This is a genomic window from Bradyrhizobium sp. CB82, assembly GCF_029714405.1.
GTDB lineage: Bacteria > Pseudomonadota > Alphaproteobacteria > Rhizobiales > Xanthobacteraceae > Bradyrhizobium.
The window spans coordinates 4,000,032-4,016,043 of record NZ_CP121650.1 but is presented as its reverse complement, the minus strand read 5'-3'; the positions used below and the strand labels follow the sequence as shown (position 1 = coordinate 4,016,043).

Annotated in this window: 19 protein-coding genes and 1 pseudogene; 5 read left to right on the top strand and 15 right to left on the bottom strand. The window is 61.0% G+C overall.

Annotated elements, in window-relative coordinates; genetic code table 11:
- The first annotated feature begins 193 nt into the window (after positions 1-193).
- On the top strand, positions 194-529 hold the full coding sequence (locus tag QA640_RS19230) for a GYD domain-containing protein (RefSeq protein ID WP_283042157.1): 336 nt from the start codon (positions 194-196) through the stop codon (positions 527-529).
- 595 nt (positions 530-1,124) lie between these two features.
- Here the strand turns inward: QA640_RS19230 and QA640_RS48340 are convergent.
- A complete protein-coding gene (locus tag QA640_RS48340; RefSeq protein WP_349253736.1) occupies positions 1,125-1,274 on the bottom strand; it encodes a hypothetical protein in 150 nt (49 codons plus the stop codon).
- Between QA640_RS48340 and QA640_RS19225 the strand changes: the two genes are divergently transcribed.
- On the top strand, positions 1,273-1,572 hold the full coding sequence (locus QA640_RS19225) for a hypothetical protein (protein WP_349253735.1): 300 nt from the start codon (positions 1,273-1,275) through the stop codon (positions 1,570-1,572). The two genes, QA640_RS48340 and QA640_RS19225, sit on opposite strands and share 2 nt — an antisense overlap.
- A 404-nt stretch (positions 1,573-1,976) precedes the next feature.
- Here the strand turns inward: QA640_RS19225 and QA640_RS19220 are convergent, their stop codons facing one another.
- From QA640_RS19220 to QA640_RS19210, 3 genes and pseudogenes are all read right to left on the bottom strand, one after another.
- Positions 1,977-2,168, bottom strand: coding sequence for a hypothetical protein (locus QA640_RS19220; RefSeq protein ID WP_283042155.1), 192 nt, complete (start codon positions 2,166-2,168; stop codon positions 1,977-1,979).
- Between the two features lie 173 nt (positions 2,169-2,341).
- On the bottom strand, positions 2,342-2,503 hold the full coding sequence (locus QA640_RS19215; protein WP_283042154.1) for a Flp family type IVb pilin: 162 nt from the start codon (positions 2,501-2,503) through the stop codon (positions 2,342-2,344).
- Positions 2,504-3,044: 541 nt separating this feature from the next.
- A pseudogene (locus QA640_RS19210) lies at positions 3,045-3,652 on the bottom strand (winged helix-turn-helix domain-containing protein); the annotation flags it as partial.
- Positions 3,653-3,777: 125 nt separating this feature from the next.
- Here QA640_RS19210 and QA640_RS48335 point away from each other — a divergent pair.
- From QA640_RS48335 to QA640_RS19200, 3 genes are all read left to right on the top strand, one after another.
- Positions 3,778-4,074: a DUF1127 domain-containing protein gene (locus QA640_RS48335; protein ID WP_349253734.1), complete on the top strand. Its 297-nt coding sequence runs from the start codon at positions 3,778-3,780 to the stop codon at positions 4,072-4,074.
- A 679-nt stretch (positions 4,075-4,753) separates the two neighbouring features.
- The gene (locus tag QA640_RS19205) at positions 4,754-4,996 is read left to right on the top strand and encodes a hypothetical protein (protein ID WP_283042153.1); all 243 of its coding nucleotides are present in this window, start codon (positions 4,754-4,756) and stop codon (positions 4,994-4,996) included.
- Between the two features lie 813 nt (positions 4,997-5,809).
- Positions 5,810-6,439 carry a phytochelatin synthase family protein gene (locus QA640_RS19200; protein ID WP_283042832.1) on the top strand — a complete coding sequence of 210 codons (630 nt, stop codon included), beginning with the start codon at positions 5,810-5,812 and terminating at the stop codon, positions 6,437-6,439.
- Positions 6,440-6,591: 152 nt separating this feature from the next.
- Here the strand turns inward: QA640_RS19200 and QA640_RS19195 are convergent, their stop codons facing one another.
- The 11 genes from QA640_RS19195 to QA640_RS19145 all read right to left on the bottom strand — a co-directional run bounded on the left by QA640_RS19195 (position 6,592) and on the right by QA640_RS19145 (position 15,937).
- A complete protein-coding gene (locus QA640_RS19195) occupies positions 6,592-6,732 on the bottom strand; it encodes a hypothetical protein (protein ID WP_283042152.1) in 141 nt (46 codons plus the stop codon).
- A gap of 42 nt (positions 6,733-6,774) precedes the next feature.
- Positions 6,775-7,041, bottom strand: a complete 267-nt coding sequence (locus tag QA640_RS19190; RefSeq protein ID WP_283042151.1) for a lysozyme inhibitor LprI family protein — start codon at positions 7,039-7,041, stop codon at positions 6,775-6,777.
- Between the two features lie 55 nt (positions 7,042-7,096).
- Positions 7,097-7,267, bottom strand: coding sequence for a hypothetical protein (locus QA640_RS19185; RefSeq protein ID WP_283042150.1), 171 nt, complete (start codon positions 7,265-7,267; stop codon positions 7,097-7,099).
- A 134-nt stretch (positions 7,268-7,401) separates the two neighbouring features.
- A complete protein-coding gene (locus tag QA640_RS19180; protein ID WP_283042148.1) occupies positions 7,402-8,577 on the bottom strand; it encodes a Gfo/Idh/MocA family oxidoreductase in 1,176 nt (391 codons plus the stop codon).
- 14 nt (positions 8,578-8,591) lie between these two features.
- Positions 8,592-9,647 carry a sugar phosphate isomerase/epimerase gene (locus QA640_RS19175; protein WP_283042147.1) on the bottom strand — a complete coding sequence of 352 codons (1,056 nt, stop codon included), beginning with the start codon at positions 9,645-9,647 and terminating at the stop codon, positions 8,592-8,594.
- A gap of 156 nt (positions 9,648-9,803) precedes the next feature.
- On the bottom strand, positions 9,804-10,964 hold the full coding sequence (locus QA640_RS19170) for a Gfo/Idh/MocA family oxidoreductase (RefSeq protein WP_283042146.1): 1,161 nt from the start codon (positions 10,962-10,964) through the stop codon (positions 9,804-9,806).
- A 12-nt stretch (positions 10,965-10,976) separates the two neighbouring features.
- A complete protein-coding gene (locus tag QA640_RS19165) occupies positions 10,977-11,738 on the bottom strand; it encodes a sugar phosphate isomerase/epimerase (protein WP_283042145.1) in 762 nt (253 codons plus the stop codon).
- A 26-nt stretch (positions 11,739-11,764) separates the two neighbouring features.
- Positions 11,765-12,850 (bottom strand): sn-glycerol-3-phosphate ABC transporter ATP-binding protein UgpC, encoded by a 1,086-nt coding sequence (ugpC, locus tag QA640_RS19160; protein WP_283042144.1) that lies wholly within the window; start codon positions 12,848-12,850, stop codon positions 11,765-11,767.
- 6 nt (positions 12,851-12,856) lie between these two features.
- On the bottom strand, positions 12,857-13,750 hold the full coding sequence (locus QA640_RS19155; RefSeq protein ID WP_283042143.1) for a carbohydrate ABC transporter permease: 894 nt from the start codon (positions 13,748-13,750) through the stop codon (positions 12,857-12,859).
- Complete coding sequence (locus QA640_RS19150) at positions 13,747-14,625, bottom strand: sugar ABC transporter permease (protein ID WP_283042142.1); 879 nt, start codon at positions 14,623-14,625, stop codon at positions 13,747-13,749. Before QA640_RS19150 ends, QA640_RS19155 begins: the two co-directional genes overlap by 4 nt.
- A gap of 76 nt (positions 14,626-14,701) precedes the next feature.
- On the bottom strand, positions 14,702-15,937 hold the full coding sequence (locus QA640_RS19145) for an ABC transporter substrate-binding protein (RefSeq protein ID WP_283042141.1): 1,236 nt from the start codon (positions 15,935-15,937) through the stop codon (positions 14,702-14,704).
- Between the last annotated feature and the right edge of the window lie 75 nt (positions 15,938-16,012).

Here is a 16,012-nt window from a genome sequence, read left to right as displayed (position 1 = left end):
CCTGACATCGGGGAGCTCTCCTCTTCAGGAGCTCTGGGCGTGGAATCGAGGCCCCGTGCGCTGTTCGACGGATGGGATTTCCCCTGTTGGATTGATCCATCTCAATAAACCTCCCGAGGCGAGACTAAAATCTCTGGGTCGATGAGATGAATTGTATCGGTTGCAATAAGCTCAAAATCAATGGAGGAGCGTTATGATCAGGCTGGTCACGCGTGGTTGCTTCACCGAGAGTTATGCCAAGGGATTGGTTAGCGCACCCGAGGACAGAGAGCCGGCTGTACGCAAGCTGATTGAGGGTGCTGGTGGCGAGCTCATCAGCTTTTACTTCACGACCGGCGACAGCGACTTCATGGTCATTTCTGAGGCGAACGAGTCCGAATCCATCATCGCCGCAATGTTGGCAGCGGTGGCGGCAGGCACAATATCTAACGTGAAAACTGCAAGAGCTTGGACCGGCGCTGAATTCAAAAATGTGGCCGAAAGGGCTTCCAAAGCAGCGAGCCACTATCGAGCCCCCGGCAAGAGCTAAGCGCGATCGCTGGCCTGACTCGGGCATCGAGCCCGTGCAGGACGGCCGCATCCATATCGACAAGATCAACGCGCCGTTCCTCTACTCGCTCAAGGCCAGCGGCCCAAAATGAGCGGGCCCGGCGCCTAGGAGGCCGGGCCCATAACCTCAACAGCGGCTACACCGTCGCTCGGCTACGAGTGACCAAAGTGCTAGGTGGCCACTAGTTCCAGTGAGCCTGTCAACTGAGGCGGCCTTGCTTCATTTGGCACTAGGCGGCTGTAGTTCGCTGTGCATTAGGTTTTGGATATCCGCGCGCCCTATCGGGTCCTGTTCTGGAAACGGCTCCTGAGTCTTCCGACCCAAGAACGTGTCCGCCGTAGCTGTCCTAAGAACTTCACGGGATCGCGCTGACATCTCGCGCGCTTGCTTGGCAAGCTCCTCAAACCAAATGTGGATTGAAGGTTGGTCCATGACCGGCTCCCCCTTTTCTATGCAGGCGGGAGCGCAATCGGTCTCTCAGCCACCGACGCCTACGGAACAGAGCCTCGGCCGGTGATGTATGACAATACCTCTTTCGCGAATGGGCTACTATCGAAAAATGCCCGAGGAGTGCCTAAGCTTCGGCTAATGGGACGCGCTGAACTTCCGGCAAAAGCATGAGGCCGTGGTGCTCGGCGTCGACGGCATCTCCGATTTCAACGCGTTGCACTGCCGCAAGCACGATCACGAGGTCCAGCTCTACGCCTTCGACATTTTTGGCCATGGGTGGCGACGACCTGCGCGCCCTGCCCTTGCACATGCGCAAGACCAACTTGGAGCAGCTTCCAGCGAGCCGGCCGGCCGGTATCACCGTGGCGCCCTTCGAGCGCGGCGAGATTGGCCCAGATCTATTCCGGGCCGCGTACCGGATGGGCCTCGAGGGTCTGGTCTCGAAACATCGCGATCGGCCTTACCGCGGCGGCCGGCAAAAGTTCGGGATCAAGGTCAAGAACGCAACCGTCCAACGATGGACCGCGAACTATGATGGAGGCCCGGTGACGACACCCGTGCCGGCAAATTAGGACCGGCATTTGGCAATTAAGTGTAGGTGAGAGGCTGCCATGCTCGACTGCCGGTTTTTCCCGATACAGTGAATACGCCGCGAGGGAACGAAAAGACCCCCGCCCGGGGCTGACCGGCTGAGGCCTTCTGCTGCCCGCTCCGGAAGCGTGAAATCAGATGCGCTTCGACCAGACGAAGTCCGCCGGCTCGGCCACTGCCCTTCAGCGCCCAGTTTGAGACAAGGCGCTGCCGGGGGGATTGGCATTTCGAGCCCGGCAGCGTCCCGTTTCGAGAATATCGAGACAGTCGCCGACGATGCGTCGCCACCACTGGCGGTTGCGCTCCCTGTGCGATTTGCTTTTCCACTGGCAGTAGCTCGTGCGCGGTCCGGCGTCTACACACGGCGCCTTTGCCGCGCGATGGCTCAGTGTCCACGTCCCAAGTCGTGCTCAAGGAGAGTAATCGCCGCCTTGATGCGCCGGATTTCGGTCGCCTGCTCCTCGGCGCTATATGGGTCGGCATGGTTGCTGCCCCAGACTTCGCCTCGTTCGATGCGAACAAGACGGTCCTTGAAGGTCGCGAGAAGCTGCTCTTGGTATTCACGGACGCTGATCATCGACGCGCCCTTAAGTTCCGACCATCCTGTTAACGCAGGGGCGGCTGAGATCCACTTGATGCGCTTCCTTTACTGGCTGCGCCGCAATAGACGGCATCGTCCAGCAGCGCAAAGGGCGAACGGCGTATGACCGTTCACCGGCGCGCAGGTGCTATTCCGGGCGGCTAGGCCGATTATTTCAGCGAGCTACTGATCGAGCCAAACTTGTCGTTTAGGCTCGTGCCAAGACCGTTGACCACCGTGATGATCGCCAGCGCGATACCGGCTGCAATCAGCCCATATTCAATCGCCGTGGCACCGTTTTCATCTGCAATGAAGCGCTTTACCAAAATCATTTTCTACCCCTGTGGGTTGTAATCCCAGGAGCCTTTGTAGCGGACCGCGCTTTCGATGAGGTAAATCGACTAGCGCGAATGCGGTTAACGGCTGTTAGCCAACCTTCTCTCGCCTACGCTGGCGCTCCCCATGCCTCATTTGGAACCGAATCGCAGACTTCTGTAGGTCGATTGAAAATGAGGTAGCTTCCGTAGCCGATGTCGCGCGATCTCTCGAGCCCAAGCCACTGGCTGCAACGCGCAGCCCAGACGCGCGCCAAAGCGGAACGCACCAGAGCCTCGGCTACCAGAGCCCGGCTGATCAAGATGGCCGAGGAATACGATCTTCTTGCCGAACAGGCCGAGCGGCAACTGGAAGATCAAATCAGGGATCGAGACCAATTAGAACCTGAGTTGGCCGGGCATCGACCACACGATCCAGCTTCAGGGCGCTATGAGTGAGCCTTATCGCCTCGGCTAACCCTTCGCGGGTCGACGCATAATAATTCGGCAAAGCCCGAAGGTAGAAATCATAGGCCGTCAGGTTCTCCGGCCGCCCCGACGACTTGCGCACAGACCCCTCAAGGCCATAGCGGACGCCAAGGCTGCGCCCGACCTCCTTGATATCGACCGCCCTGCCCTTGAATGTGAAGCTCGAGTTTCGGACAATGACAAACAACCATTTGAACCGTGAAAGAGCCGTGATGATCTCTTCGACCATGCCGTCAGCAAAGTACTGCTGCTCGGCATCGCCGCTCATATTCTCGAACGGCAATACGGCGATCGAGGGCTTGTTGGGAGGCGCAAGTGCGGGCTCTGATGAAGCCGTAGGTGCGGCCGTCCCGACAGTAGGCGAGCGATCCTCCTCGTGGACGACGCCGACGAAACGAAAGCCCTTTCGTGGCAACGTCTTGATGAGGCGCTGTTCCTCGCCGGAATCGCCGATCGCGCTTCGGCCGCATTGAGACGGGTCGTCAGCGCCATGTCGGAAACGATACGTCCATTCCAGACGGCATTCACGAGGTCGTCCTTGCTGACGACCCGCTCCCGGTTTCGGATCAGATAGTCGAGCAGATCGAAGACCTGCGGCGCGGTCGGGACGACATTAGAACCGCGATGGAGCTCGCGCCGATCGGTGTCGAGGGCGTAGTCCTCGAAGAAATAGCGCACGATACCGCTCCTTGAGCCACCTCACAGATCGCCTGACGTAATTCAGCACCGTTGGAAGCCGAAAGAATAAGCGGCCGGTAAGGAAAACGTAAGCGGGATATCAAGCGCATCCTGCTGGGCCTGGCATGCTTGCCTTTTCGGAGGCCGATACCGGGAAGATTCAGATGGCTACAACCTACGACTTGTCCGCGTCGAGAACGACCTTCGCGCCGGTTCGACTTGTGCTGAGCCTGCTCGCCAGTTGCCGCGCTGCCCTTCGCGAATCGCACGAACGCCGACGGATTCGGGCCGGGCTGTCAGACCTGAGCGACATGGCGCTCCAAGATATCGGTATCTCGCGCGGCGAGATCGACTACGTCGCCGCGAACCGAGATGTCGATCCACGAGGCGTCCGATCCGCGGGATGCCCAACGATCCAATAGTCTTCGACGAAAAACGCCTGCCGGGTGGGCTAATGGCCCAACTGCCGATCAAGGCTCCAAGCCTTGCTCATGAAATGCAGCCGTACTGACCTTTATCGAGTGCGCGATCGGATGAACCTTTTGCCGAATTTTCAGGACCCATAGTGAACAGCTTCACATGGTGCGTCGGGGGCCCCGGGCTAACGTGAGCTTGGAATTCGCAGTGGGAATACCTCCAATTCAAGAGGGTGAGTCCCATGAAAACCCTGTTCTTAATGATGACTGCCATTGCCGCCGTCTGTGGCGTTGCGACCACTCACGCCGACGCGTGCGCATTACGCCTCCCAACTTTTGAACTTACGGGCTTCCCGATCTCGCGGCATCAAGTAGCACTGCTGGGCTCGGCCCACGTGGAGGAGAGCACGGTTGCGCCGACGCTAACGTTAGACGGAATGCCGGCTTCTCCCCATCAGATCGCGGTTCTAACTCCACGTGCGAAAACACTGAAAATTGCTGAGGCTTCGCTGGATCCAAGTCAACTCACCGTCGGCTTGACAAGGCCTAGCTCGCAGAGAAGCACTTGGCAGGCCTTGTGTGCCTCTGAGTGATGTGCGCGGTGTGAAGAAGTGATGCCGCGGCGAACTACTTTCCGAGTTGTCGGAAAGTAAGGGCTTTCGAACTAACTCCAGCGGGCTTCCCTATGGACTATTTTAGTGAGGATTCCGCACACGTTACCCATGGCTTTTCGCTGAACGACCCTTCTGCGAGCACTTGCGAAGACGGGATCACTCGCAAGCGTTGGGCGAAAGCCGTGCTGGCCTTCTACATCTGCTTATTCTTCCTGGGTGGCGCGACCTCCATTGGTGTCTACCAGAGCATGACCATGTCAGGCGGCATAGAACAACACGCCACCTTGCGCACCGACATTCGATCTACCCACTAACATCCGACACATCTCACAGTCGAGAGTGCCATTCGCCGTCATCTCAATACGCCGAATCTCGGAGGATTCAGGTCATGGCAACGACAGCATATACCCACACCACCTCATGAGTGCAGGCGACGCGAAACTAGGAGGGATGGATCACCGCTGGTTATGGCGTCTTGGCAGCAATCGCACTTGCTGCGTTCTATTTTGCGTCAGGCGGTCCGGGAAACGGCGAGACTGCCCTTGCCGTCATGGTGGCTATGCCCTGATTTGACGGCGCGCGATGCGAAAACTTCTGATTCTCTTTGTCGCTTTTGCGCTCATGTTGGCCGCACGAGGCCAGCACCAAACCGATTTCGTGCCGCGCCCGACCGCACCTATGCCACCAGTCAACGTGCCCTAGGTCGGTTCTCCGCTGCGCCGGCCCGTCGAGGCATGGCGGCCGGCCTGGATCGGGACGGAACAAGTTCGCTTCTTCAAAATAGAAGGCGAAATCCTGTCTGCCGTGTCATCGTTCCGAGAAGATCCGAAATATCCGGGACGGCGCATCCGTGGTGTGGCGATTTGGCGGAAGGACCAGACTTGGCCGAGCCCTTCACCAGCGCTGCACGCCCCATTGAGCTGACCTCAGTGAGGGGCGTCGCCACTTCGCTGATGGGCCACGAGCCGCTATATCCTGTCGCCGCGTCGCGCAACTGATGTACCCTATACACCAGCTGCCTATCAGGACATTAAGGCCAATTGTTTTAGGCCGGAAACGATCCGGTATTAGGGGCTCGCGCCGCAATGAGGTTAGAAACCAAGGTTACAGCCGCATTCGCCGCCGCGATGATCTCGATCGTCCTCGCCCTGGGCTGTGTGGGAATTGTCGTAAGCCGGACAAAGGTCAGCCCAGAGGCAATTGAGTTATCGGTGATCCACACAGAGAATGCTGTCGAACGGGCATGGAGGTTGCCGGCTGCCGCATCATTTGGGCATGAGATTTCTTGGCAGGCCAACGCTTCTCTTTGCGGCCCGTCCAGTCTAGCCAACGTATTTCGTTCGTTCGGCGAGGATGCCACAAGCGAAAGGTCCGTTTTGGCCGGAACAGGACTTTGCTGGACTGGTTTCTGCATCATGGGCTTGACGTTAGATGAGCTTGCTGGTCTCGCGCGCGCTAAGACACGTCGCAGCGTGACCGTACTTCGGGACATGAGTGCAGAAGAATTCCGAGAACATCTGAAGCGCTCCAATGATCCAGCCCGCCGTTACATAGTTAATTTCGATCGGAAGGTGATCTTTGGAGCGGGGGCCGGCCATCACTCTCCGATAGGCGGATATCTAGAAAAGGAGGATCTGGTTTTCGTTCTGGACGTCAATCGCGATTACCGTCCATGGCTTGTGAAGCGCACGCGCTTGTTCGATGCAATGAATACTTTGGATGGGCATAACAAGCGTGGCATGTTGCTGATCGAGTAACGCTCAGCAGACTCGACTTCGGTTTCGGGTCAATCCCGACATTCTTGCAGTTGGCCAGCCATGTCCCTCTGCCCCCAGCATTAGACCTACTCCTGCACTGTGCCAATTGAAGCGATGGGCCACTGCCGGACTCATGCGCTGCAATAGGTGACCTATTCGATCACCTCGTCAGCTTGGGCAACGAGAAAGGCCGGCATTTCAATACCGAGCGCTCTTGCGGTTTTGAGGTTCACAGCAAGTGAGAACAGCGTTGGTCTTTCGAACGGGAGATCGCCCGCCTTTGCCCCATGCAAAATCTTGTCGAGTAGCGAGGCTTGACGGTCAGACGGTGGGTCTCACTCAAATGATGTTTGAGCCAGGTCCTCCTCTTGCTGCAGTTGCGCTCGCATCTTGTCCGCGGACCCATGCAGAAGGGTCTGATAGGCGGCATTCAGCCTCACATCCCACTTACCGATTTCGGCTTTGCCGCACTCCAACATTTTTGAGGAAACGCCGTCGGCTTGGGCCATGCACGCGTCGAACTCCGCGCTCTGCTGCGCGCTTGAGAAAATGCGGCGATATAGATGGCGGCTCCCAAAACGAGGGACGATTTTCCAGAACATCGTAGCGGTCCCATGCGTCTTTCTGACTGAGGCAGACCTAGCCCGCCTGTTGTGGCTATTTCGCGATGACTTTGAAAGGCAACGACACTATTTGGACATCCCCGTGCGTCTCCTTGACCGTGCCTTTCAACAAGCCATAGCAGAAGACGTTGGATCCACGTTTGCGGATCGCCAGGCCGTCGCGGACGCCCACGTCTGTGACAAAGCCGACGATGCCCTTCGCCATGCAGGCCGTCGTCAACAAAGGAGCGGACTGTGCTAGACGAAGGGTCTGGTTCGCGTCCTCCGCATCAGATCCAGCGCGTCATCGCTATTGGTACGATCGCCCTGACCGACTGCTCGTGGCCGACGCGTCGGCAGTTACGTCATCCGGACCCAGGCGTTTTTGCATGTCGCGGACTTCACAGCGGCGTCGATGAACTTCACGCCTGCTAGGCCATCCTCTACCGTGGGGAAGATCACCTCAGGATCCGGCTTTTGGCCGGCCTCTGCCGCGCGGATGGCGCGCGCCGCCTCGGCATAGATTGTCGCGAAACCTTCAAGGTAACCCTCGGGGTGGCCAGAGGGGGCACGGGTTGCCCGACTCGCCTCGCCCAAAACGCCGGCGCCGCCCCTGGTCAGGAGCTGCTTCGGCCGGCCGTAGGGCGTGAACCAGAGCTGGTTCGGATTCTCCTGCGCCCATTCGAGGCCGCCTTTGGTGCCGTAGACGCGCAACGTGAGGCCGTTCTCATTGCCGACGGCGACCTGACTCGCCCAAAGCATGCCCTTGGCGCCGCCTTTCCACCTGAGGAGTATCTGAACATCGTCATCGAGGCGCCGCCCCTCAACGAAGGTCGACAGTTGTGCGAGCAATTCGTCGAGCTCGAGCCCGGTGACGAAGCAGGCAAGATTGTAGGCGTGTGTGCCGATGTCGCCGATGCACCCACCGGCGCCGGACCGGGCCGGGTCCGTACGCCACGCCGCCTGTTTGTGGCTGCTTGCCTCCAACCGCTCGGTCAGCCAATCCTGGAGATATTCGGCATGGACCAGCCGGATCTCGCCAAGGTCGCCATTCGCGACCATGGCGCGTGCCTGCCGGACCATGGGATATCCCGTGTAGTTGTGCGTCACCACGAACACTTTGCCGTTCTTCCTCACGAGCGCCACCAGTTCCTCGGCCTCCGCGACGGTCGTCGTCAGCGGCTTGTCGCAGATGACGTGGATTCCGGCTTCAAGGAAGACTTTCGCGACCGGGCTGTGCATGTGGTTTGGAGTTACGATCGAGACCGCCTTGATGCCGTCCGCTCGCGCGGCTTCAGCCTTCGCCATCTCTTCGAAGGAGCCATAGGCGCGATCGTCGGCAATGCCGAGCTCCTTCGCCGAGGCCTTGGCCCGAACCGGATCGGATGCGAGCGCGCCGGCAACGAGTTCAAACTGGTCGTCGATACGGGCCGCGATGCGGTGTAAGGCACCGATAAAGGCTCCTTGGCCGCCACCGACCATGCCGAGCCGGATACGACGATGACCGCCAGCTTCATTGCTTGCTTCGATAGCCATATTGTCCCCCTCGCTCAGGAGATGCCGAGCATCTTGCGGTTCGCTGAGTCGTCGGTGCCGGCGCTTGCGTAATCGTCGAAGGCTTTCTCTGTGACTCGGATAATATGGCTCTTGATAAACTCGGCACCCTCGCGTGCGCCCTGCTCGGGATGCTTCAGCGCACATTCCCACTCAAGCACCGCCCAGCTGTCGTAATCGTATTGCGTGAGCTTCGAGAAGATGGCACCGAAGTCGACCTGGCCATCGCCGGGCGAGCGGAAGCGGCCGGCACGCTCGACCCAGCCCTGGAACCCGCCATAGACGCCCTGGCGGCCAGTCGGATTGAACTCGGCGTCCTTGACGTGGAATGCCTTGATGCGCTCGTGGTAGACGTCGATGTAATCGAGATAGTCGAGCTGCTGCAGCACCAAGTGCGACGGGTCGTAGAGGAGGTTCGCGCTCTTGTGGCCATTGACCCGCTCAAGAAACATCTCATAGGAGACGCCGTCGTGAAGGTCCTCACCGGGATGGATCTCATAAGCGAGATCGACACCGTGTTCGTCGGCATAGTCGAGGATCGGCCGCCAGCGCCTGGCGAGCTCATCGAATGCTGTCTCGATGAGACCGGCCGGGCGCTGCGGCCAGGGATAGACATAGGGCCAGGCAAGTGCACCGGAGAAGGTCGCAAGTGCAGTGAGCCCGAGACGCCTGGAGGCCAAGATCGCGCGCTTGACCTGGTCGACGGCCCACTCCGTGCGGGCCTTGGGATTCCCGCGCACTTCCGGCGCGGCGAAGCCGTCGAAAGCGGCGTCATAGGCCGGGTGAACGGCAACGAGCTGGCCCTGGAGATGGGTCGAGAGCTCGGTGATCGCAAGCCCGTGGTGGGTCGCGATCCCCTTCACCTCGTCGGCGTAGTCCTGCGACTCCGAAGCTTTCCTAAGGTCGAAGAGCCGCCCATCCCCGCTCGGAATCTGAACCCCCTCGTAGCCGAGTGAGGCGGCCCATCCGCAGATCGAGTCGAAGGAATTGAACGGCGCCGCGTCGGCAGCGAACTGAGCGAGGAATATCGCCGGTCCCTTGATCATCTTCATCGAATACTTCCTTCTACCCTGGACGCTCCAGCAGCACGCGCCCGCTAAGTTCGATACCACACCAAAACCCGCCTCCCCTTGCCGGTTCCAGGAGACAGAGCGGGCATTTCAGCCCTGCCCAGACCGGGCAATCATATTTGGTCGGACAGTCCCGCTTCAGAACGTCTCGCCGGCCCACAACGCCATCGCATCGACGTCGGACAGCGGCGCCGGTCGCTCGACGCGCGAGCGCACTGCGATCTCACCGCCTTCGACGCTGGCCTTGAGGATCGCGTGCTTCACCTCCAGCGCGTGGCTCGCCAGCGCTCCGGAGGAGCGGTGTGGCGTGCCGCGCAGCACCGCACTTGCGAGTTCGGCGACGCCCAGGCAACGATAGTTGGCTTGGTTCGGCATGTGATCGGCCCAATTTGGCGAGCGCCAGTTGGGCTTGCCGAAGGGCCGGTCGTCGGCAGGGACCGAGATCCAGTCGCCACCCTTCTCGGTGTATTGCACCGCGCCGCCGAAGAAGTTGGGGTCCGGCACACGCAGCGAGCCCTCGGTGCCGTAAAGCTCGATCGGCGGATGTCCGTGTTTCCAGACGTCCCAGCTCATCGCAAAGATGATGTCGGCGCCTGATTCGAAATGCAGCAGCGACATGACAGTCGTCGGGGTTTCAACCGCGACCGTCTTGCCGTTCATCGGCCCCTTCGAGGTGACGAGCCGCGTGGCGAAGCCGGCGCTCGCACGCCCCTGCACCAGCGCAACGGGACCCAACAGATTGATGAGGGCCGCAAGGTAATAGGGCCCCATGTCGAGGATCGGCCCGCCGCCCGGCTTGAAGAAGAAGGTCGGATCGGGATGCCAGTGCTCCATGCCATGCGACATCAGGAAGCAGGTGCCATAGAGCACTTTGCCGATCCGCCCCGTATCAACGAACTCGCGCGCCGTCCGTCCGCCGCCGCCAAGAAACGTATCCGGTGCGCAGCCGAGCTTCAGGCCGCGACGCGCCGCCTCCGCGACCAAGGTCGCGGCGTCGTTGGCTTCCACCGTGATCGGCTTTTCGCCAAACACGTGCTTGCCGGCGTTAAACGCCGCGTGGCTCACGCCGTAATGCGCGTTCGGCGTGGTGAGATTGACGACGATCTGGATATCGGGGCGCGCCAGCAGCTCCTCGATCGACAATGCCTCGATGCAGAACTGCGCCGCCTGGGCTTGCGCGGCCTCAGGCCGCAGGTCAGCGCAGGCGATTAGCTTGAGATCGCGGAATTTGGGCATGTTGTGCATGTAGATCGTCGAGATGTTGCCGCATCCGACGACGCCGACTCCGAGCTTGCTCATGATCGCTCCCCGTTACGCCCAGGCGGCCACCGTCTCGCGCGCCCGGCGCGCGAAGCGGGCGACGTCGTTCGGCTTGTCGTGTTCGGCGACGAACAGGGAGACCCCGGCCTCCCTCATCGCCGCGCGCAGCGCCGACCAGTCCATGATGCCGTGCCCGGGATCGGCCCAGCCGTCCTCGTCGGCGCACTGTCCCGAGGGCGCGAGATCCTTGATGTGGCAGGCGACCAGGCGCTGCGCATGCTTCTTGATCTCGGCGACCGGATCGCCGCCACCGCGCACAATCCAGGCGAGATCGGCCTCCCAGACGAGATCGGGGGCCTCCTCGAACAGGCATTCGAGATAGGTCCTGCCGCTCTCGCTGCGGCCATATTCCCAATGATGGTTGTGCCAGCCGAATTTGAGACCCTCGCCGGTCACTGCTCTTCCGAGGTCAGAAAGCTCGCGCCCGATGGCGCGCCATTCCTTTTCTCCGCCCTCGCGCTCGCCCAAGGGTGGGGCCGGCGCAAAGATGGTCTCGATGCCGAGCCCTTTGCACATCTTCGCCGTGCCGACCGCGTCCTCGCGCAGCCGGTCGAGGCCGACATGAGCGCTCGGCGCAGTCATGCCGTGGAGTTCGAGCAGACGCCTCAGCGTTTCGGGATCGCTGAACAGCGCGCCCCAAGGTTCGACCATCGTGTAGCCGAGACTGGACAGCAGGGCGAACTGCGCCTCGATCGGGGTGATGGAGCGGGCAGAATAGAGCTGGATGGAGAACCGGTCGATGGGCTTGGTCATGTCTTGCTTTCGGCTGCATGGAGGATCTAGAGGCGCTGTCCGCTCGTCTCATCAAACAGCGACAGGGCATCGGCGGGGAATCGGACGGTGACTGTGTCCCCGACACGCACCTGCGCGTCGGCGTCATAGCGGAAGGAGAAGGCGGTGCTGTCGGCAAGGCGACACCAGATCAACGTGTCCGCGCCCATCGGCTCGATCATCTCGACGCGCGCGGAAACGGAGGATGGATCGTCGGACGCGGTCACCTCGATATGCTCCGGCCGGATGCCGAGAACGGCCGGTGCGTCGGTCGGCTGGGTGCGAAAGACGTAGCCGTTCAGGCCAAGCCGGTTTACGCCGGCGATGAATCCGACCTCGCTGCCACGCGCGATCCGGCCGGAAATGAAATTCATCGCGGGCGAACCGACGAAGGAGGCGACGAACCGGTTGACCGGCTCGCGATAGATCTTCTTCGGCGTGTCGAGCTGCTGGATCACGCCGCCCTGCATCACCGCGATCCGGTCCGCGAGCGTCAGCGCCTCGATCTGGTCGTGCGTCACGTAGATCATGGTGGCGCCGAGCCGTGCATGCAGCCGCTTGATCTCGACCCTGAGCTCGGCGCGCAGTTGGGCGTCCAGATTGGAGAGTGGCTCGTCGAACAGATAGACGCCGGCATGCCGCACCAGCGCTCGGCCAATCGCGACACGCTGGCGCTGGCCACCGGACAGCTCGCTGGGACGGCGGTCAAGGAGGCTGGTGAGCCGCAGCATCTGCGCGGCCTCGCCGACGCGGCGCTCAATCTCGTCCTGCGGCGTGCCCGCGACCTTCAGCCCGAACGACATATTCCGCCGTACGCTCATGCGCGGATAGAGCGCGTAGCTCTGGAACACCATCGCGATGCCGCGATCCTTTGGTTCCGCCCAGGTGACATCGCGGCCACCGATATGGATCTCGCCACCCCTGACGTCGATCAGCCCTGCGATCGCGTTGAGCAATGTCGACTTGCCACATCCGGAGGGCCCAAGCAGCACGAGGAACTCGGACGCCCCGACGTGGAGATTGAGATTCTCCAGTACCTTCAGGCCGCCAAAGCCGATCTGAAGGCTCCTGATGTCGACATTCGATTTCTGCATGCTGCGTCAGCCCTTCACTGCGCCGGCGGCGATGCCGCGCACGAACCAGCGGCCGGAGCCGAAATAGACGGCAAGCGGCAACAGCGCGGTCAGCAGCGTCGCCGCCATGTCGACGTTGTAGGCGCGCTCGCCTTGCGTCGAATTGACGATGTTGTTGAGCTGCACCGTCATCGGTAGATTGTCGCGGCCGGCGAAGACGAGGCCCAGGATGAAATCGTTCCAGATGCCGGTGGTCTGCAAGATCACCGCGACCACGATCATGGGAGTGGCCATCGGCATCATGATCCGCGCATAGATCTGGTAGAAGCCTGCGCCGTCGACGCGGGCGGCCTTGAACAACTCGACCGGCAGCGATGCGAAATAGTTGCGGAACAGCAGCGTCATGGTGGGAAGACCGAAGATGGTGTGGACGGTCACGATGGTGATGAGCGACTGTCCGAGGCCGGTGAAGGAAAACACACGCACCAAGGGATAGAGGAACACCTGATAGGGAATGAACGCGACCACCATCATCGCGCCGAACAGGATGTTGGCGCCGCGTACACGCCATAGCGACAGCGCATAGCCGGTGAGCGAGCCGATCAGGATGGAGATGGCGACCGACGGCACCAGGATGCGCAGCGAGTTGAGAAAGCCGATCTTGATGCCCTGGCAGGTCAGACCGGTGCAGGCCGAGGTCCAGGCCTTGACCCACGCGTCGATGCTAGGAGCTGCCGGCAATGCCAACAGATTGCCCTGCCGAATCTCTGCCATCGGCTTCAGCGAGGTGACGACCATCACGTAGAGCGGCAGCAGGAAGTAGAGCGCGGTTATGAAGATGAAGGCATAGAGGCCCCAGCGCGCTGGGCTCCTGCGCTTCGTCCGTCTTGCGGCATGCAACGCCTGCGCCTCCGCGGTCATCGCATCTCTCCTTTGCGCGCGCGCCAGTAGAGATAGGGCGCGACCACCGCGATCACTGTGATCAGCATGGTGGTGGCCGCCGCTGTCGCAAGGCCGATATTGGCGCGTTCAAAAAGATGATCCATGACAAACTTGGCAGGCACCTCAGAGGCGATGCCGGGCCCGCCATTGGTCATCGCTACCGAAAGGTCGTAGAGACGCACCACACCCGTCGACAGCAGCACTGCGGCAGTCGCAAAGCTCGCACCCATCATCGGAATGATGATCCACACATAGACCCGCCATTTCGGCAGGCCGTCGACCCGCGCCGCCTTCCAGATCTCCTCGTCGACGCCGCGCAGGCCTGCAAGCATGATCGCCATCACCAGCCCGGAAGCCTGCCAGACGCCGGCGATGACCAGGCAATAGATGGCGGTCTCCGGCCGCACGATCCAATCGAAGGCTGCGCCTTCGAAGCCCCAGCTGCGCAGCACATGCTGGATGCCGAGCGCAGGGTTGAGCAGCCATTGCCAGACCAGGCCCGTAACGACGAAGGACATCGAATAGGGATAGAGATAGATCGAGCGGATCGTGTCCTCGGCCCGTACTCGCTGATCGATCGCAACCGCCAGCAGGAAGCCGATCAGAAGCGCGAGCGAAACGAACAGCACGCCGTAGACAAGGATATTGTGGACCGAGGTGATCCAGCGATCGTTGCCGAGCAGCATCTGATATTGCCGGAGCCCGACGAAATTGTTGTTCGGCAGCATGCGCGAGTTGGTCAGCGACATCCAGACGGTCCAGCTGGTGGCGCCGATATAGACGACGAACATCACCAGCAGCGCCGGCAAGAGCGCGGAGACCGCGGAGAGTCGTGAAGCCAGCGAAAGACGCATCGTGTCACGGGAACAAGGGCGGATCTGATGATGGTCCGGGGCGGCCGACAAGTCAGCGGCCCCTTGGTCGGGCGCGTCAGTACTGTGCCTTCAGCACGCCACCAACCTTGGCGGAGAATTCGTCCGCGTTCATGTTGGTGTTCCAGTATTGCGAGATCGCATCCTCCAGCGCACCAATGAGCGCAGGAGGGGCCAGCATGTCGGCCGACGGCAATTGCTGCGCGGCATTGGAGACGTAACGCATACCCTTCTGGGCGCAGGCGTCGAGTTGGGAGGCATCGACGTCACTGCGCACCGGGATCGATCCCTTCCTCAGCGAAAACTGGATCTGAGTCTCTGGCGTCAGCATCAGCCGGGCGAGCGTCATCTGCGCCGTGGTCGTCAAGCTGTCCTTCGCCTTCGGGAACACGAACACGTCCCCACCCATCATGTATCCGCCGCCATGGTTGGACAGCACGGTGCAGCCATAGTCCTTTTCGGGGATCTTGCCGGCGGCGACGAATTCGCCCTTGGCCCAATCGCCCATGATCTGCATGCCGGCCTTACCCTGGATGATCAGGTTGGTGGCATCGTTCCAGTTGCGCCCGGGCGCACCGGCGTCGACGTAGTCCTTGAGCTTCTTGTAGGCGACCGCGACGGCCTTGAACTCGGCACTTTGCGCCAGTGCCGCGTCGCGCTTGCCCATGATCCCAACCCACATCGGTCCGCCACCGACGCCGATGAGCACCGCGCTGAACAGGTTTCGTTCCCATATCTTCTGACCCGAGAAGGCCAGCGGGATCACCTTACCGTCGACTTTCAGCTTGTCGAGAACAGCAAAGGCATCGTCCCAGGTCTTCGGCTCGGCGGCGCCGACCGAGGCGAGCACAGCCTTGTTGTACCAGAGCCAGTTCTGGCCATGGATGTTGATCGGCACCGCGAACATCTTGCCGTTGCGAGTTGCAGCCGCAACGAACGCCGCTGGCATCACGCCCTTCCAATTGCCCTCGGTGGCGACCGCATCGACATCGGCGAGCAGATCGCCTTCCACCAGTTCGTCGAATTGCTTGCCGGTGTTGAGCTGCATCGCGGTCGGAGGATTGCCGGCGACGGTGCGGCTGATCGCAGCATTTCGCGCGTTGGCGGCACCCGCCACGGCGCTGTCGATCCATGTCCCACCCGCCTTGGCGAACTGATCGGCAAACACCTTCACCGCGGCGGCCTCGCCGCCTGAGGTCCACCAATGGATGACCTCGGCCTTCATCTCTTCTGCGGAGACAGGCACCGAGGCTAAGGTGGCAATCGCCACTGATGCGAACAGCGCACGCTTCATCATTCCCTCCCATATCCGCCTTTGCAGGCTTGTATTTCGGCTTCCGGCCCTTAACGGGCTCGTTATGGCTTTACT